This is a genomic window from Massilia sp. Masssp94 (assembly GCF_059491305.1).
In genome coordinates, this window is record NZ_CP168501.1 from 773,454 (window position 1) to 799,166 (window position 25,713).

Genomic DNA, 25,713 nt, shown 5'->3' on the forward strand with positions numbered 1-25,713 from the left:
TTACGGCCATCCTCATCGATGCGATTCAAACAAACCGCCCTTTCCATAGCACCCAAGCAGTTGCCCGGGCGTTCGCTGAAAACCTTATTCCACTTGAAGTCGCATTGCGCGTGCTGACCCGACCGTGGGACCGGCGCCTGATGCCTCATTCCGAACCCCGCGTGGAGGATACGGCTGGGGCAGCTGTTGTCTGCTGATCAGCTTATATGCATGCGCCTGCGGCGCGCAGTCCGCTGCGCGGACAGCAAATGGACGATTCGGGAGGGATGGCCCTGCAGGGCCATGCCCTTCGAATATCACACGCGAGGCGCGCAGGCGCCTCGCTCGCTTCCGCCAGGAAACAAAAAACCGCCTTCGGGCGGTTTCTTTTGTTTCCTGGCGGAAGCGGTGAGATTCGAACTCACGAACGGGTTCCCCCGTCGGCAGTTTTCAAGACTGCTGCCTTCAACCACTCGGCCACGCTTCCTGAGGAACCGGCATTATACATAAATCATTGCCCCACGGGCAGCAAACGGACGGCCGACGGTGCCGCCTCCCCCATGCCCATCAGCAGCCAGTTCTCCCGCAAGCTTTTCTCGAACTCATACGCCGGCAGCGGCTTCCCATACAGGTAGCCCTGCACCTCGTCGCATCCGGCCTGGCGCAGGAATTCCAGCTGCTCCAGCGTCTCCACGCCTTCCGCGATCACGCGGTGCCCCAGCTTGCGCCCCATGCCGATGATGGTGCTCGCGATCGCGCAATCGCTCGGGTCCAGCGGGATGCCCGTCGTGAACGAGCGGTCGATCTTCAAGGTGTCGATCGGGAAGCGCTTCAGGTACGACAGGCTCGAATAGCCCGTGCCGAAATCGTCCAGCGACAGCGCCACGCCCAGCGCGCTGATGCGGTCCATGATGGCGATCACGTGCTCGATGTCGTGCATCAGCGTGCTTTCCGTGATCTCCAGTTCCAGCCAGTGCGGATCCAGGCGGTAGCGGCGCAGTGTCTCCGCGACGCGGCCCGGCAGCGACGGCGTGAACTCGCGTGCGGACACGTTCACCGCCAGGCGGAACGGCGGCAGGCCCGCGCGTTGCCAGATCGCGGCCTGGGCGCAGGCCTGTTCCAGCACCCACTCGCCCACCTGCACGATCAGGCCCGTGCTTTCGGCCAGCGGGATGAATTCGATCGGCGGGACCATGCCGCGCACCGGATGCCTCCAGCGCACGAGGGCTTCGGCGCCCACCACGCGGCTCGAGCCGATTTCGAATTTCGGCTGGTAGTGCAGGATCAGTTCGCCGTTGCCGAGAGCGTGGCGCAGGCCCGATTCGATCAGCATGCGCTGCTGCATGCCTTCGTTCATGTCGAGGCGGTAGAAGGCGACGCTGCGGTCCGGGTTTTCCGCGTGTTCCTTGGCGCGCTCCATCGCGATGTCGGCCATGCGCAGCAGCGTTTCCGCATCCTGGCCGTCCTGCGGGTAGACGGAAATGCCGATGCTCGCGCCCACGCGCAGGTCGTGGCCCTGCACGAGGAACGGCGCTTCCAGCGCGGTCTGCAGCTTCTGCGCAACCGTCGTGGCCTCGAAGTGCTGGCGGATGTCGAACAGGCCGACGGCAAATTCGTCGCCGGACAGGTGCGCCACGACGTCCTCGTCGCGCAGCGCGTTGCGCAGGCGTTCGGCGACCAGGCGCAGCAGGTCGTCGCCGACCCGGCGGCCCAACGTGCCGTTGATCAGCTTAAAACGGTTCAGGTCCAGGTACAGCACGCAGGCCGTCGATTCGTTGCGCTGGGCGACCATCAGGGCCTGGTCGACGAGGCGGCCGAACAGCGTACGGTTCGGCAGGCCGGTCAGCTCCTGGTAGTAGGCCAGGTGGTGCAGGCGTTCCTCGGCCAGCTTGCGTTCCGTGATGTCGGTGAGATACGCGATCAGGCCGGTCGGGCGGTCTTCCAGGTCGCACAGCGGCGACAGCGACAGGCTGGCCCAGAAGATCTCGCCCGATTTCTTCCGGCGCCGCACTTCCATCATGCGGCCGCCCTGCTCCGCGAAGGCGTCCTGGAAGTCCTGGTCCTCGTCCGCGTACAGGAACAGGATGTTGCGGCCGACGGCTTCCAGCGCCGTGTAGCCGAACAGGCGCTCGGCGCCCTTGTTCCAGCTGGTGATGTAGCCCATGCGGTCCAGCGTCAGCACGGATTCATGGATCTGGTCGAGGATCTGCGACTGGTGCGCCAGCTGCGCTTCGACCTGGGCATAGGCGTGCGTCGTGCGCTGGGCCAGCGAATGCACCTGCATCAGCGTGCCGGTGAGGCCGGCCAGCGCTTCCAGCTGGCGCAGGTCGTCCACGCTGTAGGCGCGGCCGGCGACTTCGTAGCGGCCGAAGCACACGCCGTCGGCGCGCACTTCCTGCAGCAGCGCCCCCTCCACCATGTGCGGATGCAGGACGCCTTCCGGGATGTATGCGCAGTGCGGGCTCGCGAGCAGCGCGCCGGCGATGCGTCCCAGCTCGGCCCACAGGTCGTCCCCACGGAGTTTCAACACGGCGTCGCAGACGGCAGCGCTGCCGCCCGCGAAATCGATCGGCGCAGCGGCTGGCATCCTAGACATTGCGGGCTACCTGGATGGCCCAGTGATAGGCGTGCAACTGGCTCTGCCACCAGTCCGGCCCGTCGACGCCCGCTGCCTCCAGCGTCTCCGGATCCGGCCGCCCCGCTTCGGCGAGCCGCAACCGTTGGCCCAGTTGCCCTTCACGCCGCAGCAGGGCCGCTTCGACGTGCCCGGGCAGGTTCAGGTCCTGCACGATCTCCGCCATCGGAATCTGGAACAGGCGATCCAGCAGCGAGAACACGCCGGCCATGAAGGCGAGGTCCTGCTCGTCGCGGTCGCCGCCGTCGCGCTTGCACAGCGACTCCAGCGCGGCGCCGCGCAATGCGGCCACCGGCAACATCAGGTTCGGCGGGCTGTCCGGATGCTGGCGCGCGTACAGCAGCAGTTGCAGCCAGCGTTGCAGCTGGCGCCGGCCCAGGCGGCTGATCGCCTGGCCAAAGCTCGTGATCTGGGTACCGACCGAGAACGCGGCGGAGTTCACCAGTTTCAAAAGGTGATAAGACAGCGCCGGATCCGCTTTCAGCTGCGCTTCCAGTTCGCGCGAGTCGGCGTCGCGCGCCAGCAGCGCGAGCATCGTCAGCATGCGCCGGCGCGACGTGCCGTCGTCGCCTTCGGCCACGCTGCCTTCCAGCGCGTAGTCGCCGCTGAACCAGGAAAAGCCCGCGTTCTCGCAGGCGCGATACGCGTCCGCGTCGTCGACGTTGTAGGCGAGGTGCGGTCCGAACAACGTCGGCAGCGCGCCGGCGCGCGGCAGCGCCGTGCGGCCATCGCGCGCCACGGTGCGCAGCGCGATCGGTGCGGCGACGCCTTCGGGCAGCGCGCCGTCGATCAGCACGCGGTAGCCGGCCATCTGCAGTTCCGCCAGGCGGCGCGCCGTGCCGTCCGTCGCCAGCGCGTCCGCGCGCACGGCCAGCAGCACGCGGTTGGCCGGCAGCACGTTCAGGACGGGCGGCGTCAGGACAGCCGCATCGTCCAGCAGCACGATGCAGTCGAGGGGGGCGATGGCGGCCAGCAGGTCCGGCGTGCCGAACAGGCCCTGCAACGCGGGATCGTCGAGTCCTGCTCCCGGCGTGCCAAGCAACAGAGCGACCCACTCGTTCTGCGCGTTGGCGACGGAGCGTACTTCAACCACCGGGAACGGGGCGCTGGACATTAGCGGATATGCATTGATAGTAACCAGCTAATGGTAGAGCACGGCTTATTGGAAAGCAACTGTTTCTGTTTCCTCTAGGACACGGTTTTACAGATATATTTACGCACCCGCGCCGCCGACGCGGCCATGCTGCAGGGCGAACTTGATCAGCTCCGCCTGCCCTTCGATGCCGAGCTTGCGCTTGATGTTCAGGCGATGCGTCTCGACGGTGCGCACGGACAGGTCGAGCGCCTTCGCGATCTGCTTGTTCGACTCGCCGTTGGCGATGTGGCGCAGCACTTCCTGTTCGCGCGAGGTCAGCTGGTTGTCCTGCGCGGCCGGGCGCGCGAGCTGGCGCGCGACGGCGGCGCTGTAGTAGATGCCGCCGGCCACGACGGTGTCGATGGCGAGGACGATGTCCTTGCCCGGCGCATCCTTCAGCACGTAGCCGCGCGCCCCCGCCTGCATCGCCTGCGTGACGTATTCCAGCTTGTCGTGCATGGACAGGATCAGCACCGCGATGTCCGGATAGTTCGCGTACAGGCGCGCGGTGGCTTCGATGCCGCTGCCGTCGCGCATGGTGATATCCATCAGCACGAGGTCGATGCGTGTGCTCCCCGCGAGCGCCAGCGCATCAAAGCCGGAATCCGCTTCCGCCACGACGCGGAAGTGAGGTACCGCTTCCAGCCGCGCGCGCAGGCCGTCGCGCACGAGGGGGTGGTCGTCGACCAGCATGATGTGGACGGTCTTCTCGGTCATTCAGGTCTCCAGTTCGACGCTCGCGCACACGGTGGTGCCGGCCGCGGACGATGCGATGTCGAGGTGGCCGCCGATCGCGTCCAGCCGCTCCATCATGTTGCGCAGGCCGATGCCGCGTTGCGGGTGCGTGGCCACGCCCTCGGCGTCGAAGCCGGCGCCGTCGTCCGCGATGGTCAAAAGCACGCGGCCGCCGCCGGCATGCAGCGCCAGGTCGATGTGGCGCGCGCCCGCGTGCCGCTCGATGTTCGTCAGCGCTTCCTGGGCAATGCGGAACAACACCGTGCCGACGGTCTGCGGCAGGTGCTCGGCGTCGCCCGTCACGTCGAACGTCACGGGCATGCCGCTGTGCTGCGAGAATTCCTCGGCCAGGTGGTCGAGCGCCGCCGCGAGTCCGAGGTCGTCCAGCAGCGTCGGCCGCAGGTCGTGCGAAATGCGCCGCACTTCACCCAGCACCTTGTTGAGTTCTTCCGCCGTGCGCTCGAAGCTGGCGTGGGCCTGGCGCTGCTGGTCCGGCGTGCCCTTCATGCGGATGATGCCGGCCTCGATCTGCAGCTTGATCGACACGAGCCACTGGCTGATACCGTCGTGCAGGTCGCGCGACAGGCGCGCCCGTTCCTGCTCCTGCGAATCGACGACGCGCTGCGCCAGCGCCTTCAGCTTGGTGTCGGCCACGCGCGACTCGCTGATGTTCAACGCGAGGCCGGCGCCGCCGATGACGAGCGTGGCGAGGATGGCGAGGCCGGCGATCCACCACATCGTCGTCTCGATGTTGCGCGACTGCTGGGCGTCGACCTGGTCGAGCGCGGCCTGCACGTCGTCGAGATACAGGCCGCTGCCCATGATCCAGCCCCATTGCGGCACCGGCACGACGTAGCCGAGCTTGGGCGCGGACTTGTTCGTGGACGGCTTGACCCAGTTGTAGCGCACGAGTCCCCCGCCCTGCTTCGCGACGGCGACGATGTTCTGGATGGTCGGCGCGCCGAACTGGTCGTGCAGGTTCCACAGGTCGCGTCCGACCAGCTCCGGCTGGCGCGGATGCATCAGGTTGCGGCCGTCCATGTCGTAGACGAAGAAATAGCCGTCGTCGCCGAAGCTCAGGGATTGCAGGATGCGCTTGGCCTCGGCCAGCGTGGCCGGGTCGTTGCGCCCGGACGCGGTCAGGTGGGCGATCGAGTGCGACGCGAGATCCACGTAATGCCGCAGTTCCGCCTGCTTGCTGGCCAGGTAGGCCCGCTGGATGGTGGCGTGCTGCTCGTGCGCGAGCGCGATCGCCTGCTGCCGGACGAACAGGGCGATCGCGCACAGCGCCACGATCAGCGGGGCGATCGCGAGAAAGATGACCTTCTGCCGTAATTGCATGCCGTGCGCGTCGAAATAGTCGTAACATGAAATTGTACGACCGATCAGCTGTTGCTGCTTGCAAAGCTTGCCTACGTAGGACTACGTAGAGCGCTGCGTAATCATGCGCTTGTACCGAGCCGACCCGTGCAAGATACTGACAGGCACGCTGCTGTTCGTGTAAGCCGGCATCGACCGGTCGGGCAGCGCATCCAAAATCGGAGGAGTCAATAATGAAACGTCTAACAAGCCGGCTCGGATGGGCTGCGCTTTCGCTCGTGGGCGCCGTCTCGCTCGCCTACGTCGCCCTCAAGCGCGGCGAATCCATCAACGCGGTCTGGGTCGTCATGGCCGCCGTCTGCGTCTACCTGATCGCGTACCGCTTCTACAGCCTGTTCATCGCCGACAAGGTGATGGGCCTCGACCCGCGCCGGCAAACCCCGGCGTACAAGTACAACGACGGCCTCGACTTCGTGCCGACGAACCGCTACGTGCTGTTCGGCCACCACTTCGCCGCGATCGCCGGCGCCGGTCCGCTCGTCGGCCCCGTGCTCGCCGCGCAGATGGGCTACCTGCCCGGCATGCTGTGGATCCTGGCCGGCGTCGTGTTCGCGGGCGCCGTGCAGGACTTCATGGTGCTGTTCATCTCGATGCGCCGCGACGGCCGCTCGCTCGGCGACCTGATCAAGTCGGAAATGGGCGAGATCCCCGGCGTGATCGCCCTGTTCGGCACCTTCATGATCATGGTGATCATCCTGGCCGTGCTGGCGCTGATCGTCGTGAAGGCCCTGGCCGGTTCGCCCTGGGGTTCGTTCACCGTGATGGCGACGATCCCGATCGCGCTGTTCATGGGCATCTATTCGCGCTACATCCGCGTGGGCCGCATCGGCGAGGTGTCGCTGATCGGCTTCGTGCTGCTGATCGGCGCCATCGTCGGCGGCCAGTACGTGCACGATTCCGCCACCTGGGGTCCGATGTTCACGTTCAACGGCACCCAGCTGACCTGGATGCTGATCGGCTACGGTTTCGTCGCCTCCGTGATCCCCGTCTGGCTGCTGCTGGCGCCGCGCGACTACCTGTCGACCTTCCTCAAGATCGGCACCATCGTCGGCCTCGCGCTGGGCATCGTGTTCGTCGCCCCGATGATGCAGATGCCGTCGATCACCCGCTTCATCGACGGCACCGGTCCGGCCTGGTCCGGCTCGCTGTTCCCGTTCCTGTTCATCACCATCGCATGCGGCGCCGTGTCCGGCTTCCACGCGCTGATCTCGTCGGGCACCACGCCGAAGATGATCGAGAACGAGCAGCATGCCCGCTTCATCGGCTACGGCGGCATGCTGATGGAATCGTTCGTCGCCATCATGGCCCTCGTCGCCGCGTCGACCATCGACCCGGGCGTCTACTTCGCGATGAACAGCCCGGCCGCCGTGATCGGCACCACCGCCCAGACGGCCGCCGCCGCGGTCTCGAACTGGGGCTTCGTGATCACGCCCGACCAGCTGACGCAGATCGCGAAGGACGTCGGCGAGCACACCATCATCTCGCGCGCCGGCGGCGCCCCGACGCTGGCCGTCGGCATGGCCCACATCCTGTCGAACGTCATCGGCGGCAAGGTCATGATGGCGTTCTGGTACCACTTCGCGATCCTGTTCGAAGCGCTGTTCATCCTGACCGCCGTCGACGCGGGCACGCGCGCCGGCCGCTTCATGCTGCAAGACCTGCTGGGCGCCTTCGTCCCGTCGTTCAAGCGCACGGAGTCGCTGCCGGCGAACCTGATCGCCACCGGCCTGTGCGTCGCCGCGTGGGGCTACTTCCTGTACCAGGGCGTCGTCGATCCGCTGGGCGGCATCAACACGCTGTGGCCGCTGTTCGGCATCGCCAACCAGATGCTGGCCGGTATCGCCCTCACCTTGGGCACCGTCGTGCTGTTCAAGATGAAGCGCGGCCAGTACGCGTGGGTCTCGATCGTGCCGACCATCTGGCTGCTGATCTGCACGCTGTCGGCCGGCTGGCTGAAGATCTTCGACCCGAACGTCAAGGTCGGCTTCATGGCCCACGCCCACAAGTTCCAGGCCGCGCTCGACCAGGGCCAGGTGCTGGCGCCGGCCAAGTCGCTCGACCAGATGAGCCGCATCATCTTCAACGACTACGTCGATGCCACGCTGTGCGGCTTCTTCATGGTCGTCGTGATCGCGGTGCTGCTGTACGGCATCCGCACGGCGCTGGCGGCGCGCAAGAACGCCAAACCGAGCGCCCAGGAGACGCCTTTCGTCGCGGCGCCCGCCGCCTCGATGGCCGAGGTGCAGTGATGCTTGGCGCGCTCGCACAGGCTGGCCGCTATCTCGGGCAAAGCATGCGCCTGATGGTCGGCCTGCCGGAATACGACACCTATGTGGCGCACATGGAGAAGAACCATCCGGATCAGCCGGTCATGAGCTACGAGGAATTCTTCCGCGAGCGCCAGGAAGCGCGGTACGGTAGCGGCAAGCGCGGGGGTTGTTGCTGAGTTAGCACTTTTACCGTAACGCAATATATCGTCGCCCCCGCTTCGCCGGGGGCGATGTTTTATCGGCCCTCCCCTTCCCCGCGCCCCCCCGCTTTGCGCCAGCACAAACGGCGCCCCATATCCCTCACCTATAGTCAGTTCCTGCAAGAATTTGCTTTCTTGCATGGTGAACCTGTGCGACAGGTTCGTTCGCAGCGCCGACCGCCGGATCCGCCCAACCCATGCAGACTCTCGAGCGCTCAAGCCTCAACCGAAAACTGACGTCGATGTGCCTGCAGGCCGCCGCCAGCGCGCTGCTCGTCGTGTACGTCGCCTTTGCCCTGGCGACGGTGACCGGCGAGCGCCGCGAGGAACGGCAGGAACTGGAGGCGCTGGCCGCCGTGCTCGCGCAGGGCGGCCTCGATGCCGTGCAGTTCAACGACCGCCGCCTCGCCACGCAGCTGCTGGCCGCGCTGGAAGCGCGCCGCGGTCTCGCCTCGGCCGTCCTGTACGACCGCAAAGGGCAACCGTTCGCCACCTGGCGTGCAACCGGCCAGGATGCCGCGGACAAGGTCGAGGCGCTCGGCGGGCTCGATCCCGACACCGTCGCCGCGGCCGCCGATGCCGGCAGCCGCCCCTGGCTGCCCGTGCTGCGCGTCTACCGCGTGCTCGGCGCGCCGGCCGCCGCCGACGGCCGCGCGCTGCCGCCCGTGGGCGCCGTCATGATCGAAAGCGACCTCGTGCCCCTGTGGCTGGACATCGCGCGCGCACTGGGCGTGATGGCCGCCGCGCTGGCCGCCGCGCTGCTGACGGCGTTCGTGCTGGTGCGGCGGCTGCGGCGCAGCATCAGCGACCCGATCGGCAAGTTGATCAACGCGGCGCAAAAAGTCTCCGCCAGCCAGAACTACACGCTGCGCATCGCCCACAACCGCAACGACGAGCTGGGCGTGCTGATCGACAGCTTCAACAACATGCTCGCGCAGATCGAAGGCCGCGGCGCCGCGCTCACGCACCACCGCGACGAACTGGAACGCCAGGTCGGCGTGCGCACCGAGCAGCTGGAAAAGGCGAAGAACGCGGCCGAGGCGGCGAGCCGCGCGAAAAGCGCCTTCCTCGCCACGATGAGCCACGAGATCCGCACCCCGATGAACGGCGTGCTGGGGATGACGGAAATGCTGCTGGGGACGGAGCTCACCGAAACACAGCGCAACTACACACGGCTGGTGAAGCAGTCGGGCGAGCACCTGCTGGTGATCATCAACGACATCCTCGACTTTTCCAAGATCGAGGCGGGCAAGCTCACCGTCGAGTACATCAATTTCAACCTGTGGGACCTGCTGGACGACATCCATACCGTCTACACGCCGCAGGCCGAGGCGAAGAACATCCCGCTCCATTTCGACATCGCCAACGACATCCCCGTCGCCATCTGCGGCGACCCGAACCGGCTGCGCCAGATCATGGCCAACCTGCTCGGCAACGCGGTCAAGTTCACGGACCAGGGCCGCATCCTCGCCAGGGTGCGCATCGCGAGCGAGGACAACCAGGCCGTGATGCTGCGCTTCGAAGTGCACGACACGGGCATCGGCATCTCGCGGGAAGCCCGCAGCCGCATCTTCGAGGCGTTCTCGCAGGCCGACGATTCCACGACGCGCAAATACGGCGGCACGGGCCTGGGCCTGGCGATCTCGAAACAGCTCGTCGAACTGATGGGCGGTTCCATCGGGGTCGAGAACGCCCTCACGCAAGGATCCGTGTTCTGGTTCACGGTCGCCTTCGACAAGCGCCGCGTCGATCCGGATGCGCCGGGCGACCACCAGCACACGATCGACGGCCTGCGCGTACTCCTCGTCGACGAGAGCGAAACGAGCCGCATCGGCCTCGAACGCCACCTGGCCACGTGGCGCGTCGAATGCGACGCGGCGGAGAGCGCGGACGAAGCACTGGAGCGGCTGGACGAGGCGGCGCGCGCGGGCCGGCCGTACGACGCCGCGATCCTCGACATGGAGCTCGCGCACACGAGCGGCCTGCTGCTGGCCGCGCAGATCAAGCTTGATGCGGCCGCGCGCGCCACGCGGCTCGTGCTGCTCAGCCCCGAACGGCTGGCCGCCGATCCGGTGCAGCGGCGCGAGGCCGGCGTCGCCTACCAGCTCATCAAACCCGCGCGCGCGGCCGACCTGTTCGCGTGCACGGCGACGCCGCCGCGCGGCCGGTGGCGCCGGCGCCGCGATTCATGCCGCCGCGCCGGCTGCAACTGGACGCCCACCGCCCACGCACGCGGCGCGTGCTGCTGGCCGAGGACAATCCCGTCAACATCGAGGTGGCCCGGGCGATGCTGGAAAGCCTCGACCTGCAAGTGGACTGCGCGCGCAACGGCGAAGATGCATTGCAGGCCGTGCGCACGAATTCCTACGACGCCGTGCTGATGGATTGCCAGATGCCCGTGATGGACGGTTTCGCCGCGACGGCCGCGATGCGGCGCGAAGAGCGCGAAGCGGGCCGCGGCCGCGTGCTGCCGATCATCGCGATCACGGCGAACGCGCTGCAGGGCGACCGCGAGGCCTGCCTCGCCGCCGGCATGGACGATTACCTGTCGAAGCCGTTCAGCCAGCAGGAAATCGCGGCCGTGATCGGGCGCTGGATGGCGCTGCCGCTCGCGGCCACCGTGCACCACGACGACGAGCCGCCGCGGCTGCCGCCCGCATCCGTCGAAGTGATCCAGCGCGACGTCATCAACCGCGTGGCGCTGGACAAGATCCGTGCCCTGTCGCGCGACCGCGGCGACGCGCTCGTGCAGAAGGTGATCGCCGCCTACGTCGACGACACGCCGCAGCAGCTGCGCACCCTGCGCTCCGCCATCGACGGCCTCGACACGGGCAACGTACGCCGCATCGCGCACACCCTGAAATCGGCCAGCGCCAACGTCGGCGCCGAGGCCCTCGCCGCCCTGTGCAAGGAACTCGAGCACCTGGGCCGCGCCGACACCACCGAAGGCGCGGACGCGATCCTGACCGACATGGAACATGAGTTCCAGGCCGTCCGGCATTCGCTCACCGCCATCCTCGAAAAGGAAACCTGACATGCCAGCCCAAACTGCCACCGTCCTGGTCGCGGACGACGATCCGGTGATGCGCCTCCTGATGCTCGAGATGCTGGAAGGCGTCGGGTTGGAAGGCATCGAGGCCGCGGACGGCCAGGAAGCCGTGGCCCTCGCGCACGCGCGCACGCCCGACCTGATCCTGCTGGACGTCGAGATGCCGAAGATGGACGGCTTTGCCGCATGCCGCGCGATCCGCGACCTGCCGAACGGCGCAATGGTCCCGATCGTGATGGTGACCGGCGGCGACGACCTGGAAGCCGTCACCAATGCGTACGAGGCCGGCGCCACCGACTTCGTCTCGAAGCCGATCAACTGGCCCATCCTCGGCCACCGCGTGCTGTACGTGCTGCGTGCAAGCGATGCCATCGTCCGCCTGCGCATCGCCGACGCCCAGAACCGCGCGGTGCTGGCCGCCATTCCCGACACCTTCTTCCGCATGTCGCGCGACGGCTTCTATCTCGATTACGAGCCGGGCCGCGACGGGCCGGGCCGCGGCGTGCGCGACGCCGGCGCGGACGAACAGATCGTCGGCCGCCACGTGACGGACGTCCTGCCGCGCGACATCGCCGAGCGCCTGTTCGAGCAGGTGGGCATGGCCCTGCACGTGCAGCAGGTGCGCTCGGTCGAATACGAGTTGATCCGCTTCGGCGAGGCCCAGCACTTCGAGGCGCGCCTCGTCGCCACCGGTCCGAACGAAGTGCTGGGCCTCGTGCGCGACATCAGCGAGCGAAAGCGCGCGGAAGAGCAGATCCGGCGCCTCGCGTATTGCGACAGCCTCACCGGCATCCCGAACCGCCAGGCCTTCCTGGAAATGCTGGAACGCGAGCTGCAGCGCTCCAAGATCGGCAACAAGAAATTCGCCGTGCTGTTCATGGACCTGGACGCGTTCAAGCGCATCAACGACACGCTGGGCCACGACGTGGGCGACCAGTTGCTGAAGCAGGTGTCGGACCGCCTGCGCGAGACGATCCGCCCGAACGACCTGCTGTCGCGCGGCGACCTGGTCCCGCGCGCGGACACTCCCAACAGCGCGGGCACGAACCTCGCGCGCCTGGGTGGCGACGAATTCACGATCCTGATCCCCGACCTCGAACGGGTCGAGCACGCCCTCAACGTGGCGCACCGCGTGAAGGATGCCATGCGCCGCCCCTTCGTCATCGAGGGCAACGAGATCTTCGTGACGGCCAGTATCGGCATTTCGCTGTTCCCGGAAGACGGCGACGACTGCACGTCGCTGCTGAAGTACGCGGACACCGCGATGTACCACGCGAAGAACTGCGGCAAGAACAACGCCAAGCTGTACTCGTCGTCGCTGACGATGCAGATCATGAGCCACGTGAAGCTGGAAGTCGGCCTGCGCCGCGCGCTCCAGAACGACGAGTTGTACCTGCTCTATCAACCGCAGCTCGACGTGCGCTCGAACGAGATCGTCGGCGTGGAAGCCCTCGTGCGCTGGCGCCATGCGGAACGGGGCGTCGTCTCGCCCAACGAGTTCATCCCGCTGGCCGAAGAGACGGGCCTGATCGTGCCGATCGGCGAATGGGTGCTGCGTACCGCGTGCAGCCAGGCGCGCCACTGGCAGAAACTGGGGCGCCGACCCGTGCGCATCGCCGTGAACCTGTCGGCCAAGCAGTTCAAGGACGAGAACCTGTCGCAGATCGTGCTCTCGGCCTTGCACGACACGGGCCTCGACCCGCGCCTGCTCGAACTCGAGCTGACGGAAGGCACGCTGATGGACGATGCGAAGGCCACGCTGGCCACCCTGGAGCAACTGCGCGGCATCGGCGTGTACCTGTCGATCGACGACTTCGGCACCGGCTATTCATCGATGAACTACCTGAAGCGCTTCGACGTGCGCGCGCTGAAGATCGACCGCAGCTTCATCAGCGGCCTGCCGCAGGATTCCGAGAATGCCGCGATCACGCGCGCCATCATCGCGATGGCGCACGGTCTCAAGATGATCGTCGTGGCGGAAGGCGTCGAGACGGGAGAACAGCTCGTGCTGCTGGAAGAATACGGCTGCGATCTCGTGCAGGGCTTCTACCTCGGACGGCCGGCGCCGCCGGAAGCGGTGACCGGCATGCTGCAGAAGTTGTGGGTGCCGATGGCGGCGCGCTGACCGTTTACTGTTGCGTGAACGTGAGCGTGTGCACCACCGCCCCCGGCAGCAGCGGGGTCGGCTTCCCGCGCACCCAATCCTCGTGCCCTTTCAAAAAATACGGCGACAGCGGATGCCCGCTCTGCCCGCCGGGCATGTCGAACAGCCCCTCTTCCTCGCGCCCCGGCGCCACCGTCAGGCGCTCCGACTGCCCGAACTTCGGCCCCGCCACGCGCGGCATGTTGGCATCGCCCGGCAACTGGTCCGGCGGGACGCTGAGCCAACGGCGCAGCGCCGGCAGCGCGATCGTGAACGGATGCGCGATCGTCGCCGTGTTGCGCCGGCCCCAGGTGGCCTGCGCGAGCGGCGTGCCGTCTTCCCTGATCTCGGCGATGGCGCGGTCGATGGCCGCCAGCTGCAGGTCTTGCCAGCTCGCGTAACCGGCCGGCAGCCACGCGGCCGGACGTTCGTCCAGCAGGCGCGCCACGACGTCCGGCCAGCGCGACGTCGCGACCACGATGCTGGCCTTCGGATCGAGTTTCGCCAGCTCCGCATCGACGCCGGCGAACAACAGCTCGTGCAGCGACCACATGAACTGGCGCGCGAGGCGATAGCCGACGGACGTCGTGCTCGCGCGGCCGTCCCAGCTCGTCTCCAGCAGGCGGCGGAACTCGGCGCGCTGCGGATGCCGGTCCAGCGCGTGGGCATCCAGCGCGGCCAGGGCGCGCTCGCGCCAGCCGGCGATGAACGGTGCGCGGTCGTCGAGGGACGCCTGGAACGCGGCCGGCACGTCCGTCCTGTCGCCCAGTTGGCGCACGTTGCCGCTCAACTGGTGCACGCGCGCGCCCAGGTCGAAGCCGCCGTCGCCGACGATGCCGGCGCCCTCGCCCGCGAGCTGGCGGCTGTTCGCCGTCACCAGCTGGCCGCCGGGCGGATTGACGACGCGCGGATGCTGCGCCGGCGCGAGCAGGCCGCTCCACGTGGGCACGACACCGTCGGCCGCGAGCGGGAACGACACCCTGGGGCCGCCCTGCGCGCGCTGCGGCAGCGCGCCGCCGATGGTCCACGCGATGCCGCCGCGGTCGTCGCCGAGGACGACGTTCTGCGCCGGGATGCCGTCGCCGGCGGCCGCGGCGAGCGCCTCGTCGAGGTTCGTCGACGCTTCCAGCTTCAGGTGGTTCAGGTTCAGCGCGCCGGGATCGTGCGCGACCCAGTGCACCGCGTACTGGACGCCGTCGACGGTGCGCACCGGACCGAGGCTCGTCTCGACCACGGTCATCGTCTGCGCCGGTTCGCCCTTCACGAGCAGCGTTTCCGTGTGCGCGACGGGCGTTTCCCAGCCGTTCGTCGTGCGCACCTGGCCGGGATGGTCGGCATCAACGCCGAGGCGAACGAGGTCGAGCGTGTCCGCATAGCTGTTGGTAAAGGCCCAGGCGACATGGCCATTGCTGCCGACGATGACGGCCGGCGGCGTCCCCGGCAGGCTCACGCCGACGACGCGGCGCGGCTGTCCCTGCGCGTCCGGAAAGCGCAGCGCGACGCGGTACCACGTGTTCGGCAGCTGCAGGCCCAGGTGCATGTCGTCGGAGACGATGGCGGCGCCGTTGGCCGTGCGCGTCCCGGCGATGACGTAATTATTGCTGCCCACGGAGTCCGTGAACGCGATCCGCGCCACCTGGCGCGCAGGGACGCCCTCCCTGCGGCCCCACCAGGCCGGCGCCGTGGCCGGAATCGGGGCCGGCGCCAGCGCGACGGCGTCCGCATCCATCGGCGTATCCCAGCGGGTCGCCTCGGGCAGCAGGAAGGCCAGTTGGGCCGGATCGAGGTGCGCGGCGAGCCAGCCCCGCGCCAGTTCGCGCGGTTCCTGGTTCCCCTGCAAATCGAAGTACATGGCCCACACGGCCAGCAGCGAATCGGCGGGAGTCCACGGACGCGGCGTCGCGCGGCTCAGCAGGTATTCGAACGGGCGCGCGCGCAGGCCGTTCAGGCCGTCGTTGACGCCGGCGGCGTAGCGGTCCAGGAACGCGCGCTCGGCCGGCGCCATGCGCTGCACGGCCTGTTCGGCGCGGGCGCGAAAACGGTGCAGGCGGTGCGCACGGTCGAGCGGCAGCGCCTTGGCGCCGAACAGCTCGGCGAGTTCGCCGGCGGCACTGCGGCGCAGCAGGTCCATCTGGAAGAAGCGCTCCTGGCCGTGCACGAACCCGGTGGCGTACGCGACGTCGAGCCGGTTCGCCCCGCTGATGGTCGGCACGCCGTTCGCATCGCGCTCCACGGTGACGGGCGCCGACAGCAGCGGCGAGCGATGCTGGCCGTCGAGCTCGGGCAGGCTCGCGCGCAAGGCCATCCAGGCGCCGCCCGCGACGAGCGCCGGCAGCACCACGACCCCGACCGCAACCCGCCGCCCCCATTTGCCCCATCCACGTTGTCGCATGCGCTCATCCCTTTGGAGAAAGCGGCATCTTGCCAGAAATTGCACGTGCGGGCGAGTACGCGACAACCGTTACCCGCGATGGTTCCCCGTGCGCGATTGAGCTGGCTCTCTCGTAGGCTTTTACTGTCTTCTAAGCTGTGGAAAGGCGCGCAAGACGCGCGCGTTGGTTGGAGGAAGCACCATGATTCGGGTGCTGGGTATTGGGTTGGTGCTCACGCTCGCCGCGTGCACGACACCGCAGGAGCGCGCGGCCCAGGCGCAAGCCGATGTCGAGCGGATGATGGCGGTCTACGGCCCGGCCTGTGTCCGGCTGGGCTATGCGGCCCAGACGGATGCGTGGCGCAGTTGCGTGATCAGCCTGGGGGCGAAGTACGATCTGCAGCACTATGGACCGCCTGCGGGCTACTACGGCTGGGGTCCGGGTTACTGGCGGGGTGGCTGGTGGGATCCGTATTGGTAACGCGCGGGGTGAGGCGCGGGGTGAAGCGCTGAACGACGCGGCGCGCAAACTCGGCTTTCGTCACCGCTTCACGACCTTCCAGCAGGCGCTCCAGCGACCGCTGGATGTGGCGGACCAGTTCCGGATAGCGCGCATCCGGCGGATGCAGGCTGAAACGCACGAGCGGCGAGCGCGCCAGCATGGCTGCCGTGGCGTCCGCGACGCGCGGCGACAGGATGCGCCCACCGCGGTTGCGTGCCGCGTACACGAGCGACGGCGACAGGATCGCGTGCGTACCGTGGCGGTTGTTTTGCGTGAATGGCGTAGACGTCGCGGGAGAGATGTCCGGGTTCGGTTTGTCTTCCAGCCGATCTTGCGGTTGATCTTGCGGCTGATTTTGCGGCCGATCTTGCGGCCAATCTTGCGGCAGCGCCGGATCGGCGCGGCCGGGCACATCGTGACGCCGATCGGGGCCGGTCGCGCCCGTCCAGTTGCGCGCATCGAACTGCCTGTTGCCCGGGCCGCGGGCAGACTGGTTGCCTTTGCCGGCCTGGACAGTCCCGCTGCCATACTGGACGCTCGCGGCGCCGTATTGCACATTCTCGCCGCGGTGAGCTGGCCGATCACCGGTGTCATGCAAAACCTGCTGACGCTGCGGCCGCGCGGCGGGGCGGCGCTCGCGGGCCGGCAGGCAATGAAAATGGCTGAACGTGGTCGTGTACGTGAACGGCGCGTCGCGCAGCGCCCGCCAGGCGCCCTCGCCCAGCAGCCAGGCCGGGGGCACGAAGCCGGTGGGCGTCCAGCCGCGCGCCGCGAACCAGTCGAGGCCCAGCTCCAGGCGCCGCCGCGCTTCCGCCTCCATGAGCGCCGCGAATTCTCCCTCGCGCCGCGTGTACACGTTACGCAGGAAGCGCGCGCGCAGGCCGCCGGTGGCCGCCTCCGTGTCGAGATGGCTGTAGCCGTGCAGCGCCAGCTCGTCGCCGCGCTCCAGCGCCACGTTCAGGCAGGCTTCCATCGCGAGGGACTGCTCGGGGCGGAAGTGGTAATGCGGGACGACGAGCCACGTCAGCGGGATGTCCGCCACGGCGCGCACGGCTTCCACGAGACGCAGGCAATCGCTCCACGTGGCCGGCGCCACGTCGTGGATCGAGACGCACAGCATGTGCTCGTCAGGAGACCAGTCAGTCTGTGACACGGATGCGCTCCCGTTCATGGATCAGGTCGATGGCGATGTCGGCGGCCGCGTGCGGATACCCGTGCAGCAGGCCTTCGTAGCGGCCGATCACCTGCGGCAGGATCTCGTTCCAGTCGTAGCGTTCGACGGCCCTGCGCCGTGCGGCCTGCCCCATGCGGACGAGGTCGCGCTGGTAGATGGCCTCGATCGCGCCGGCCAGGCTGTCGACGCGGTTCGGCTCGGCCAGGATGCCCGTCTCCGTGTCGACCAGCTCGGCCACGCCGCCCTTGTTCGTGGCGACGACGGGCAGGCCGCACGCCATCGCTTCCAGCACGATCAGGCCGAACGTCTCGCAATCGCCCGGGTGGACGAGCACGTCGCAGCTGGCCAGCAGGCGGGCGAGCTGGCGCTGGTCGCGCCGGAACGGGATGTGCGTGACGCGGTCGCAATACGGCAGCACGCCGCCGCCGCCCACGAGGATCAGGTGGTACGGGTCGCCCAGCTTGCGCACGGCTTCGATGAGGACGTGCAGCTTCTTTTCCGGCGTGAAGCGGCCCGCGTAGACGAGCAGGCGCGCGTCCGGCGTGAGGCCCAGGTGTTCGCGCAGGGTCTCGTCGCGGCGCTGCGGACGGAACACGCTGCTGTCGATGCCGAGCGGCTGGTGGACCGCGCCGGACACGCCGATCGCGTCCAGCTGCTGCACCATGACGCGGCTGGGTGCCAGCACGAGGTCGAACTGGCGGTACAGGTTGGCGAGGTAGCGGCAGGTGCCGCGCGCGATCCAGCGGCCGAAGCGCGGCTGCACGAGGCGCGGCAGGTCGGAGTGGTAGAAGGCGACGGCCGGGATGTCGTAGCGCCGGCGCATGCGCAGCGCGGCCCAGGCGCAGTGGCCGGCGTCGCCCGCTTCGACGACGTCGGGGTGGACCGATTCCAGCAGACGCACCGGGCCTTCGACGGACAGCGGCATGCGGAAGCCGTGGAAACCCGGCAGGCCGGCGGACGGTATCTTGACGAGCGCGGGCACCGTGTCGTCGCATGTCTCCACGTTGGAGCTCATGATCGTGTGCCGGACGCGGCTGCGCCGTGCCAGCCAGTGGGCCTTGGCATTCAGATAGGTGCTGACGCCGCCTCCTTCGGCCGCGTAGAACATCGTGATGTCGACGAGATGCATGCTTGGGGTCCGGTCAAAGTATCCCCACAATAGCAGCGTAGACGGTGCGCCGGGTTTGCGCACTGTCAAGCGAACACCGCCTGCTGCCGGGAGCCGTCCTGGCCGCGCAGGCACCGTCCGGCGCCGCTACGATGCCGTCACTGTTGCGCGACGGTGCGAGGGCTCCCCGTTGTGGGGAGGCCCATTATGCACTGCGCCTGTCGAGCATGGCGCGCGCGATGGTGCCCGCGTCCACGTACTCGAGCTCACCCCCGACGGGAACGCCGCGCGCAAGGCGGCTGACCGTGAGTCCGCGCGCCTTCAGCATTTCGCTGATGTAATGGGCGGTCGCTTCGCCCTCGTTCGTGAAATTGGTGGCGAGTACGACTTCCTTCACGTCGCCATCGGCCGCGCGACCGATCAGTTTTTCCAGGTGCAGGTCCTTGGGACCGATGCCGTCCAGCGGCGACAGCCGGCCCATCAGCACGAAGTACAAACCCTTGTATGTCAGGGTCTGCTCGATCATCATCTGGTCGGCCGGTGTTTCGACGATGCACAGGAGTGTCCGGTCGCGCTGCTCGTCGGCGCACAGGTCGCAGACCTCGGTCTCCGAGAACGTATTGCACAGCGCGCAGTGATGCACCGCGTCGACGGCCTGGTACAGCGCGCGCGACAGCATCGCGGCGCCTTCGCGATCGTGCTGCAGCAGGTGGAAGGCCATGCGCTGCGCCGACTTCGGCCCGACGCCCGGCAGGCGGCGCAGTGCCTCGGTGAGGAAGTCGAGCGATTTGGACATAATTGACTCCTGGACCCCGGGGACGCCGAGCCTCCGCCGGTGCTTACTGTGCGCGCCAGGCGGACAGCGCCTCGGCGGTCATGGTGGGAACGAATTCAGTGACCGCATAGGTCGCGAGGCCCGCCTGCGCGAACGGATCGTCGCGCAGCGCGGCGTCGAGCGTGGCGCGGTCGGCCGCATGGGCGACGAGGATGCCGCCGTCGCGCGGCTCCTTGCGGCCCGCCATCAGGAGCAGCCCGCGCGCGGTGTGCTCCTGCAGCCAGGCACGGTGCGCCGGCAGGCAAGCGTCGATGCGCTCGAGCGGCGCCGTATAAGTTAGGGTAACAATAAACATCAGAACGGCATCTTGAAGCCCGGCGGCAGCGGCAGGCCGGCGGTCAGGCCGCTCATCTTTTCCTGGGCGGTGGTTTCGGCCTTGCGCACGGCGTCGTTGAACGCGGCGGCGACCAGGTCTTCCAGCATGTCGCGGTCGTCGCCCAGCAGCGACGGGTCGATCGACACGCGCTTGACGTCGTTCTTGCACGTCATGACGACCTTCACGAGGCCGGCGCCCGACTGCCCTTCGACTTCGATCTGGGCCAGCTGCTCCTGCGCCTTCTTCATGTTGTCCTGCATGGCCTGCGCCTGCTTCATCAGGCCTGCGAGCTGGTTTTTCATCATGATGTGTTCTCCAAAAAAGTCGGATGGGTAAATCGTTTATACAGTTTATACCGGCGCGGGCACGGACCCGGCTCAGGACGCGATCGGCCGCACGGAACCGGGCACGACGAACGCGTCGAACGTGCTCACCATGTCCTGCACGAACGGATCGGCATCGACGGCCGCTTCCGCTTCGCGCTGCAGCCGCTCGCGCCGCGCCTTGGCTTCGGCGCTGGCCGTGTACCAGGTCGGCGCGATCTCGGTCTCGACGTTCACGCGCACGGTCGGGAAGCGTTCCTGCAGCGCCGCGCACAGTTTTTCGCTGTTGCCGCTGGCGCGCAGCGTGTCGACGGGGACGCGCAGGCGGAAAGTCGCGGCGGCACCATCCGCCACGCACTCGACCAGCTCGGTCTGGAAGGCGAGCTGCTGGGCCACGCCGCGCAGCGGCAGCGAGGCGGCCAGCGCGGGCCAGTTGCCGTCCCAGTCGATGGCCGGCACGGGCGTGATGACGTAGGCGTACGGCGGCGCGGACGGTGCCGCGACGCGGGCCGGGGTGGGCGGCGCCTGCACAGCCGGGGCGTCCATGGCCACGGCACTGTCGTCGGAAAACTCGGTGACCCAGGCCGGCGGTTCGTCGTCGGCGACGGCCTGCTCGTCGGCGTGCCCCTGGGCGGCCTGGCGCATCATCGCCGGCTGCGGCTGGGCGGCGGCCCGGGGCTGCGTGCGCGTGGCGGCAGCGGCGGCGCCGTTCGGCGCGCCCTCGGTCCCACGGTGCCGGCGCGGCCGCGCGCGCCGGCGCGCTCGGGGCGGTCGCCGCCGGCGCGGCAGGAGGTGCGGCAGCGGGCGCCGGATCCGCGGCCGGTGCCGGACGGCGTGGCACGCCACCCATGCGGGAACCGGCGCGCGCCGCTTCCAGCGCGGCATCGAGGGCTGCACGGGCCGACGTCATGGCGCGGCCGGCACCCTGTGCGGACGGCGCGGAAGCCGGTGCGGATGCTGGAGCCGCGGAAGCCGCCGGGCCGGCCGGACGCGCCGCGGCGGCCGGTGCAGCGGAGGCAGCGGCAGCCGCAGTTGCGGATGAACGCGCCGGTGCCGCCTGCGGCATCGTGCGCGCCAGCCCGGCCGGTGCCGGCGATGCGGCCTGCTCGGCCCCGCCCTGTCCGGGGCGGAACGCCAGCATGCGCAGCAGGGTCATCGTGAAGCCCGCGTACTCATCCGGCGCGAGGCCGATCTCGTTGCGACCGATCACGGCGATCTGGTAATACAGCTGCACTTCCTGCGGATCGAATTGCGTGGCGAGACGCTGGATGTCGGCCAGTTCCGGCAGGTCGTCCGGCAGCGCGGCCGGCACGGTCTGCGCCAGCGCGATCCGGTGCAGCAGGGTGCCCAGGTCCTGCAGCGCGCCGTTGTACGACAGGCTGCGGCTGGCCATCTCGTCGGCGACGGCCATCAGGTCGGCGCCATCCTGGTTCGCGAGCGCATCGAGCAGGCGGACCAGGTAGGACTGGTCGAGCGCGCCCAGCATGCCCTGCACGGCGTCGAGCGTGACGGCGCCGGCCGCATAGGCGATGGCCTGGTCGGTCAGCGACAGCGCGTCGCGCATCGACCCGTGCGCGCCCTGCGCGAGCAGGCGCAGCGCGGGCTGCTCGAACGTCACGCCTTCCTGGCCGAGGATGTTTTCCAGGTGACCCACGATGTGACCCGGCGGCATCTGCTTGAGGTTGAACTGCAGGCAGCGCGACAACACGGTCACGGGAATCTTTTGCGGGTCCGTCGTCGCGAGGATGAATTTCACGTGCTCGGGCGGTTCTTCCAGCGTCTTCAGCATCGCGTTGAAGGCGTGGTTCGTGAGCATGTGCACCTCGTCGATCATGTAGACCTTGAAGCGTGCATTGCTCGGCGCGTAGACCGCCTGCTCCAGCAGCTGGGCCATCTCGTCGACGCCGCGGTTCGACGCGGCGTCCATCTCGACGTAATCGACGAAGCGGCCGGCGTCGATCGCGCGGCACGGTTCGCACTGGCCGCACGGCTCGGCCGTGATCGACCCGTTGCCATCCGGCCCGACGCAGTTGAGCGACTTGGCCAGGATGCGCGACAGCGTGGTCTTGCCCACCCCGCGCGTGCCGGTGAACAGATAGGCGTGGTGCAGCCGTCCGGTACGCAAGGCATGGGTCAGCGCACGGACGACGTGCTCCTGGCCAACCAGCGTTTCAAAGTTCCGGGGACGGTATTTGCGGGCGAGGACTTGATAGGACATACCGGGATTTTACCGTAGACCGGGCGAGGCGCGGCAACATTAGACGCTCATCGGGAATTCCCCTGCACTGATATTTTTCTTTCAACAAGGCACTCTCGCCGCTCGATGCCGGCGGCGACAAGCGCCATGCCAGGCTCAAGCTCGACGAGGACATGCTGAGGGAAAATCCGCTGGTGGAGGTATCGATGCGCCCGCTGGAAGCGGAGATCGATGAATAAGGAAGGTAGTAGGCGAGCCTGATCTGCGGCACTTGCGGTGAACGGCTTTGGCTGCTTCGTTCCCGACCTGACCAGGTAAACCATGCCACAATGCGCAGGGGCCCGCCAGCTCGCATTATAACCGGTTACGGGCATACCGGCAAACCACCGCCGGGATGCTCCGCGCATACCTATATAGAGTGTCCCGCATCAAGCGGACGTCACAGCCCCAGCTGCTGCCAGATCCCGTCCACGCGCGCCTTGACTTCCGGCGTCATGACGATGGGTGTGCCCCACTCCCGGTTCGTTTCGCCCGGCCATTTATTAGTGGCATCGATACCCATCTTGCTGCCCAGGCCGCTGATCGGCGACGCGAAGTCGAGGTAGTCGATCGGCGTGTTGTCGACCAGGACCGTGTCGCGGGTCGGGTCCACGCGGGTCGTGATGGCCCAGATCACTTCCTTCCAGTCGCGCACGTCGACGTCTTCGTCCACGACGACGATGAACTTCGTATACATGAACTGGCGCAGGAAGCTCCACACGCCGAACATCACGCGCTTGGCGTGGCCGGCGTACTGCTTCTTCATCTGCACGACGGCCATGCGGTAGCTGCAGCCTTCCGGCGGCAGGTAGAAATCCGTGATCTCGGTGAACTGTTTTTGCAGCAGCGGCACGAACACTTCGTTCAGCGCCACGCCCAGCACGGCGGGCTCGTCGGGCGGTTTGCCCGTGTAGGTCGAGTGATAGATCGGGTCGCGGCGCATCGTGATGCGGTCGATCGTGAACACCGGGAACCAGTCCTGCTCGTTGTAATAGCCGGTGTGGTCGCCATACGGCCCTTCCAGGGCATGCTCGAAGCCGGACGGGTGGTTCTCGTCCGGATAGATATGACCTTCCAGCACGATCTCGGCCGACGCCGGCACGCGCAGCTCGCTGCCGATCGCCTTCGTCAGGACAGTGCGCTGGCCGCGCAGCAGGCCGGCGAACTGGTATTCGGACAGCGTGTCCGGCACGGGCGTCACCGCGCCCAGGATCGTGGCCGGGTCGGCGCCCAGCGCCACCGCCACCGGATACGGCTTGCCGGGGTTGGCGATGCAGTGTTCGCGGAAGTCGAGCGCGCCGCCGCGGTGTGCGAGCCAGCGCATGATGACCTTGTTCGGCCCCAGCACCTGCTGGCGGTAGATGCCCAGGTTCTGGCGCTTCTTGTTCGGCCCTTTGGTGATCACGAGGCCCCAGGTAATCAGGGGCGCGACGTCGCCCGGCCAGCAATGCTGGATCGGCAGGCGGGCCAGGTCGACGTCGGCGCCTTCCCAGACGATTTCCTGGCACGGCGCGCCCTTTACTTCCTTGGGCGCCATGTCCCACACGGCCTTGACGAGCGAACCCAGGTCCATGATGTCCCGAAAACCCTTGGGCGGCTCGGGCTCCTTCAGGCGCGCCAGCACGTGGCCAATCTTGCGCAGCTCGCCGACGTCGTCCGCGCCCATGCCCAGCGCTACCCGCTGCGGCGTGCCGAACAGGTTGGCCAGCACGGGGATCGGATAGCGCTTGCCGGCGGCATCGACCGGGTTCTCGAACAGCAGCGCCGGCCCGCCGGCACGCAACGTCCGGTCGCACACCTCCGTCATTTCAAGATTCGGTGAAATAGGCGCGGATACGCGCTTGAAGTCACCGTTTTCTTGCAACTTAGCAATAAAATCCCGCAGATCAGAATAGTTCATTGAATTTTTAATTCTTTTTTACATCTTTTGAGGTGTGCTAACAATCGCCGGCAAGTGGTTGATTTGCCAAAGAATTGATGAGCTCCTGTACGTTCTTTAGATCTAAAAGTAATAGAACGCGTGAGTGCTAGTATTGACTTGATATAAACGAGCTTCTACAATCCGCCGTATCAAGTGAGGCAGGCCCGTCCAAGACGTGATTCTAGCCGGTCTCATTCTTTCACGGGGTCGGGGCCCCAGCGACATTTTAGGAGTGTTTTCACTGGGCGTCTGCCCAACCAACCCCGAGACAGTTGTTAGCTACTGGGCGCCTCCACTGCAGCGCGGCCCAGCTGAAGCAAGCAATGACGGCGTTCCTCGACCGCTACAGGCGGCGACGGACGGTTTTCTGATGCACGGCATGAGTTCGTTCGAACGCTGCGCTTCCAGCGCTGCGACGGGATGACTTTTTCCGCGACAAAGGAGAGACGATGATCCATCGCTTCATCGGCACGAGCGCAAGGCTCGTCCAACAGATGGCCAGCCGGCCAGTCACGTGGTCTTCCGTGATCAAAGCGGCACGTGGTGTTTTGACCACCGCACAACATACCTTGACCGTTTTCGGTCTTTCCGCAGTAGCAATGATTGCCCTGCTGTACAGCCGCCCCGATTTCGCAAAACGGGTGTCGGATTTCCTGAGCCCGCAACACGCCATGCCGGCGCAGGTTGCCACCGCCAATCCCGCGGTCCAGCTCGTCGCGGCGCGCGGCGCGGACGCCGTCGAGATCGCGAACGACGACAAGGCGGCGAACCGCCCCACCCGTCAGCAGAAGTACGTGACGGACTGGCTGTCGCGCCGCTACCGGGTGGCCGGCGACGCCGCCAACATGCTCGTCACGACCGCGTACAGCACGGCGCACGAGATCAAGCTGGATCCCCTGCTGATCCTGGCCGTGATGGCCATCGAATCGGGCCTGAATCCGTTCGCGGAAAGCCCGATGGGCGCGCAGGGCCTGATGCAGGTGATGTCCAAGGTCCACAGCGACAAGTTCGAGGAAGTCGGCGGCTCGCAGGCTGCCCTGAATCCGGTTGCCAACATTCGTGTCGGCGCCCTGATCCTGAAGGATTACGTGAAGCGCACGGGCTCCGTCGAAGGCGCCCTCAAGAGCTACGTCGGCGCCGCGGCAGCCGACGACGACTCCGGCTACGGCTCCAAGGTCCTGACCGAATACAAGCGCCTGAAACAGGTCGCGAGCGGCAAGAACGTACCGATCTACTTCCCGCCGGCACCGGCTGCGGCCCCGAGCACGACCCTGGCCCAGAAAGCGGCCAGCGCGCCGGCCAAGCCGGACACCGCGGCGCCCGATACGGCCCACGGCAGCACCCAGACCGGCGAGACCGTCGCCGGACTCTGAGCCACACCCTTACACTCCTTTCCTGGTC

Annotated in this window: 17 protein-coding genes, 1 tRNA gene, 1 other RNA gene and 1 pseudogene; 6 read left to right on the forward strand and 14 right to left on the reverse strand. The window is 67.6% G+C overall.

Annotated features, from left to right (window positions below):
• Positions 1-376: 376 nt before the first annotated feature.
• The 5 genes from ACEN9G_RS03320 to ACEN9G_RS03340 all read right to left on the reverse strand — a co-directional run bounded on the left by ACEN9G_RS03320 (position 377) and on the right by ACEN9G_RS03340 (position 5,825).
• Positions 377-466, reverse strand: a tRNA-Ser gene (locus ACEN9G_RS03320).
• A gap of 24 nt (positions 467-490) precedes the next feature.
• A complete protein-coding gene (locus ACEN9G_RS03325) occupies positions 491-2,566 on the reverse strand; it encodes a putative bifunctional diguanylate cyclase/phosphodiesterase (protein WP_413344099.1) in 2,076 nt (691 codons plus the stop codon).
• 1 nt (position 2,567) lies between these two features.
• Positions 2,568-3,728: an EAL and HDOD domain-containing protein gene (locus ACEN9G_RS03330; protein WP_483127682.1), complete on the reverse strand. Its 1,161-nt coding sequence runs from the start codon at positions 3,726-3,728 to the stop codon at positions 2,568-2,570.
• A gap of 99 nt (positions 3,729-3,827) precedes the next feature.
• On the reverse strand, positions 3,828-4,466 hold the full coding sequence (locus tag ACEN9G_RS03335; protein WP_413343755.1) for a response regulator: 639 nt from the start codon (positions 4,464-4,466) through the stop codon (positions 3,828-3,830).
• Complete coding sequence (locus ACEN9G_RS03340) at positions 4,467-5,825, reverse strand: cache domain-containing protein (RefSeq protein ID WP_413343757.1); 1,359 nt, start codon at positions 5,823-5,825, stop codon at positions 4,467-4,469.
• 212 nt (positions 5,826-6,037) lie between these two features.
• Here ACEN9G_RS03340 and ACEN9G_RS03345 point away from each other — a divergent pair, with 212 nt between their 5' ends.
• From ACEN9G_RS03345 to ACEN9G_RS03365, 5 genes are all read left to right on the forward strand, one after another.
• On the forward strand, positions 6,038-8,113 hold the full coding sequence (locus ACEN9G_RS03345) for a carbon starvation CstA family protein (protein ID WP_413343759.1): 2,076 nt from the start codon (positions 6,038-6,040) through the stop codon (positions 8,111-8,113).
• The gene (locus tag ACEN9G_RS03350) at positions 8,113-8,310 is read left to right on the forward strand and encodes a YbdD/YjiX family protein (protein WP_413343761.1); all 198 of its coding nucleotides are present in this window, start codon (positions 8,113-8,115) and stop codon (positions 8,308-8,310) included. The genes ACEN9G_RS03345 and ACEN9G_RS03350 overlap by 1 nt, the downstream gene beginning before the upstream one ends.
• Before the next feature lie 221 nt (positions 8,311-8,531).
• Positions 8,532-10,715: an ATP-binding protein gene (locus ACEN9G_RS03355; protein ID WP_495605523.1), complete on the forward strand. Its 2,184-nt coding sequence runs from the start codon at positions 8,532-8,534 to the stop codon at positions 10,713-10,715.
• Positions 10,622-11,368: a response regulator gene (locus tag ACEN9G_RS03360; protein WP_495605524.1), complete on the forward strand. Its 747-nt coding sequence runs from the start codon at positions 10,622-10,624 to the stop codon at positions 11,366-11,368. The genes ACEN9G_RS03355 and ACEN9G_RS03360 overlap by 94 nt, the downstream gene beginning before the upstream one ends.
• A 1-nt stretch (position 11,369) precedes the next feature.
• Positions 11,370-13,508: a putative bifunctional diguanylate cyclase/phosphodiesterase gene (locus ACEN9G_RS03365; protein ID WP_413344871.1), complete on the forward strand. Its 2,139-nt coding sequence runs from the start codon at positions 11,370-11,372 to the stop codon at positions 13,506-13,508.
• Between the two features lie 4 nt (positions 13,509-13,512).
• On the opposite strand, the gene ACEN9G_RS03370 is transcribed toward ACEN9G_RS03365, so the two are convergent.
• The 9 genes and pseudogenes from ACEN9G_RS03370 to ubiD form a co-directional block, all read right to left on the reverse strand.
• The gene (locus tag ACEN9G_RS03370; RefSeq protein ID WP_483127684.1) at positions 13,513-15,918 is read right to left on the reverse strand and encodes a penicillin acylase family protein; all 2,406 of its coding nucleotides are present in this window, start codon (positions 15,916-15,918) and stop codon (positions 13,513-13,515) included.
• Between the two features lie 353 nt (positions 15,919-16,271).
• The gene (locus ACEN9G_RS03375) at positions 16,272-17,552 is read right to left on the reverse strand and encodes a DUF2334 domain-containing protein (protein WP_483127685.1); all 1,281 of its coding nucleotides are present in this window, start codon (positions 17,550-17,552) and stop codon (positions 16,272-16,274) included.
• Positions 17,539-18,702, reverse strand: a complete 1,164-nt coding sequence (locus tag ACEN9G_RS03380) for a glycosyltransferase family 4 protein (RefSeq protein WP_413344736.1) — start codon at positions 18,700-18,702, stop codon at positions 17,539-17,541. The genes ACEN9G_RS03375 and ACEN9G_RS03380 overlap by 14 nt, the downstream gene beginning before the upstream one ends.
• A 184-nt stretch (positions 18,703-18,886) precedes the next feature.
• Positions 18,887-19,477: a recombination mediator RecR gene (recR, locus tag ACEN9G_RS03385; protein WP_413344738.1), complete on the reverse strand. Its 591-nt coding sequence runs from the start codon at positions 19,475-19,477 to the stop codon at positions 18,887-18,889.
• Between the two features lie 43 nt (positions 19,478-19,520).
• Positions 19,521-19,811, reverse strand: coding sequence for a YciI family protein (locus ACEN9G_RS03390; RefSeq protein WP_413344739.1), 291 nt, complete (start codon positions 19,809-19,811; stop codon positions 19,521-19,523).
• Positions 19,811-20,137: a YbaB/EbfC family nucleoid-associated protein gene (locus ACEN9G_RS03395; RefSeq protein WP_413344741.1), complete on the reverse strand. Its 327-nt coding sequence runs from the start codon at positions 20,135-20,137 to the stop codon at positions 19,811-19,813. The genes ACEN9G_RS03390 and ACEN9G_RS03395 overlap by 1 nt, the downstream gene beginning before the upstream one ends.
• Positions 20,138-20,209: 72 nt before the next feature.
• A pseudogene (locus ACEN9G_RS03400) lies at positions 20,210-22,373 on the reverse strand (DNA polymerase III subunit gamma/tau).
• 226 nt (positions 22,374-22,599) lie between these two features.
• An RNA gene (gene ffs, locus ACEN9G_RS03405) (signal recognition particle sRNA small type) lies at positions 22,600-22,698 on the reverse strand.
• A gap of 93 nt (positions 22,699-22,791) precedes the next feature.
• On the reverse strand, positions 22,792-24,291 hold the full coding sequence (ubiD, locus tag ACEN9G_RS03410) for a 4-hydroxy-3-polyprenylbenzoate decarboxylase (RefSeq protein WP_413339125.1): 1,500 nt from the start codon (positions 24,289-24,291) through the stop codon (positions 22,792-22,794).
• Between the two features lie 620 nt (positions 24,292-24,911).
• Here ubiD and ACEN9G_RS03415 point away from each other — a divergent pair.
• Positions 24,912-25,685 (forward strand): transglycosylase SLT domain-containing protein, encoded by a 774-nt coding sequence (locus tag ACEN9G_RS03415; RefSeq protein WP_413339123.1) that lies wholly within the window; start codon positions 24,912-24,914, stop codon positions 25,683-25,685.
• Positions 25,686-25,713 lie beyond the last annotated feature (28 nt).

What these genes read in the sequence shown, in the direction of transcription:
- ACEN9G_RS03345 (WP_413343759.1), top strand. Translation starts at nt 6,038, where the DNA reads ATGAAACGTCTAACAAGCCGGCTCGGATGGGCTGCGCTTTCGCTCGTG.
- ACEN9G_RS03370 (WP_483127684.1), bottom strand. Translation starts at nt 15,918, where the DNA reads ATGCGACAACGTGGATGGGGCAAATGGGGGCGGCGGGTTGCGGTCGGG.
- ACEN9G_RS03340 (WP_413343757.1), bottom strand. Translation starts at nt 5,825, where the DNA reads ATGCAATTACGGCAGAAGGTCATCTTTCTCGCGATCGCCCCGCTGATC.
- ACEN9G_RS03390 (WP_413344739.1), bottom strand. Translation starts at nt 19,811, where the DNA reads ATGTTTATTGTTACCCTAACTTATACGGCGCCGCTCGAGCGCATCGAC.
- ACEN9G_RS03350 (WP_413343761.1), top strand. Translation starts at nt 8,113, where the DNA reads ATGCTTGGCGCGCTCGCACAGGCTGGCCGCTATCTCGGGCAAAGCATG.
- ACEN9G_RS03355 (WP_495605523.1), top strand. Translation starts at nt 8,532, where the DNA reads ATGCAGACTCTCGAGCGCTCAAGCCTCAACCGAAAACTGACGTCGATG.
- ACEN9G_RS03360 (WP_495605524.1), top strand. Translation starts at nt 10,622, where the DNA reads ATGCTGGAAAGCCTCGACCTGCAAGTGGACTGCGCGCGCAACGGCGAA.
- ACEN9G_RS03335 (WP_413343755.1), bottom strand. Translation starts at nt 4,466, where the DNA reads ATGACCGAGAAGACCGTCCACATCATGCTGGTCGACGACCACCCCCTC.
- ACEN9G_RS03395 (WP_413344741.1), bottom strand. Translation starts at nt 20,137, where the DNA reads ATGATGAAAAACCAGCTCGCAGGCCTGATGAAGCAGGCGCAGGCCATG.
- ACEN9G_RS03365 (WP_413344871.1), top strand. Translation starts at nt 11,370, where the DNA reads ATGCCAGCCCAAACTGCCACCGTCCTGGTCGCGGACGACGATCCGGTG.
- ACEN9G_RS03330 (WP_483127682.1), bottom strand. Translation starts at nt 3,728, where the DNA reads ATGTCCAGCGCCCCGTTCCCGGTGGTTGAAGTACGCTCCGTCGCCAAC.
- ubiD (WP_413339125.1), bottom strand. Translation starts at nt 24,291, where the DNA reads ATGAACTATTCTGATCTGCGGGATTTTATTGCTAAGTTGCAAGAAAAC.
- recR (WP_413344738.1), bottom strand. Translation starts at nt 19,477, where the DNA reads ATGTCCAAATCGCTCGACTTCCTCACCGAGGCACTGCGCCGCCTGCCG.
- ACEN9G_RS03380 (WP_413344736.1), bottom strand. Translation starts at nt 18,702, where the DNA reads ATGCATCTCGTCGACATCACGATGTTCTACGCGGCCGAAGGAGGCGGC.
- ACEN9G_RS03325 (WP_413344099.1), bottom strand. Translation starts at nt 2,566, where the DNA reads ATGCCAGCCGCTGCGCCGATCGATTTCGCGGGCGGCAGCGCTGCCGTC.
- ACEN9G_RS03415 (WP_413339123.1), top strand. Translation starts at nt 24,912, where the DNA reads ATGATTGCCCTGCTGTACAGCCGCCCCGATTTCGCAAAACGGGTGTCG.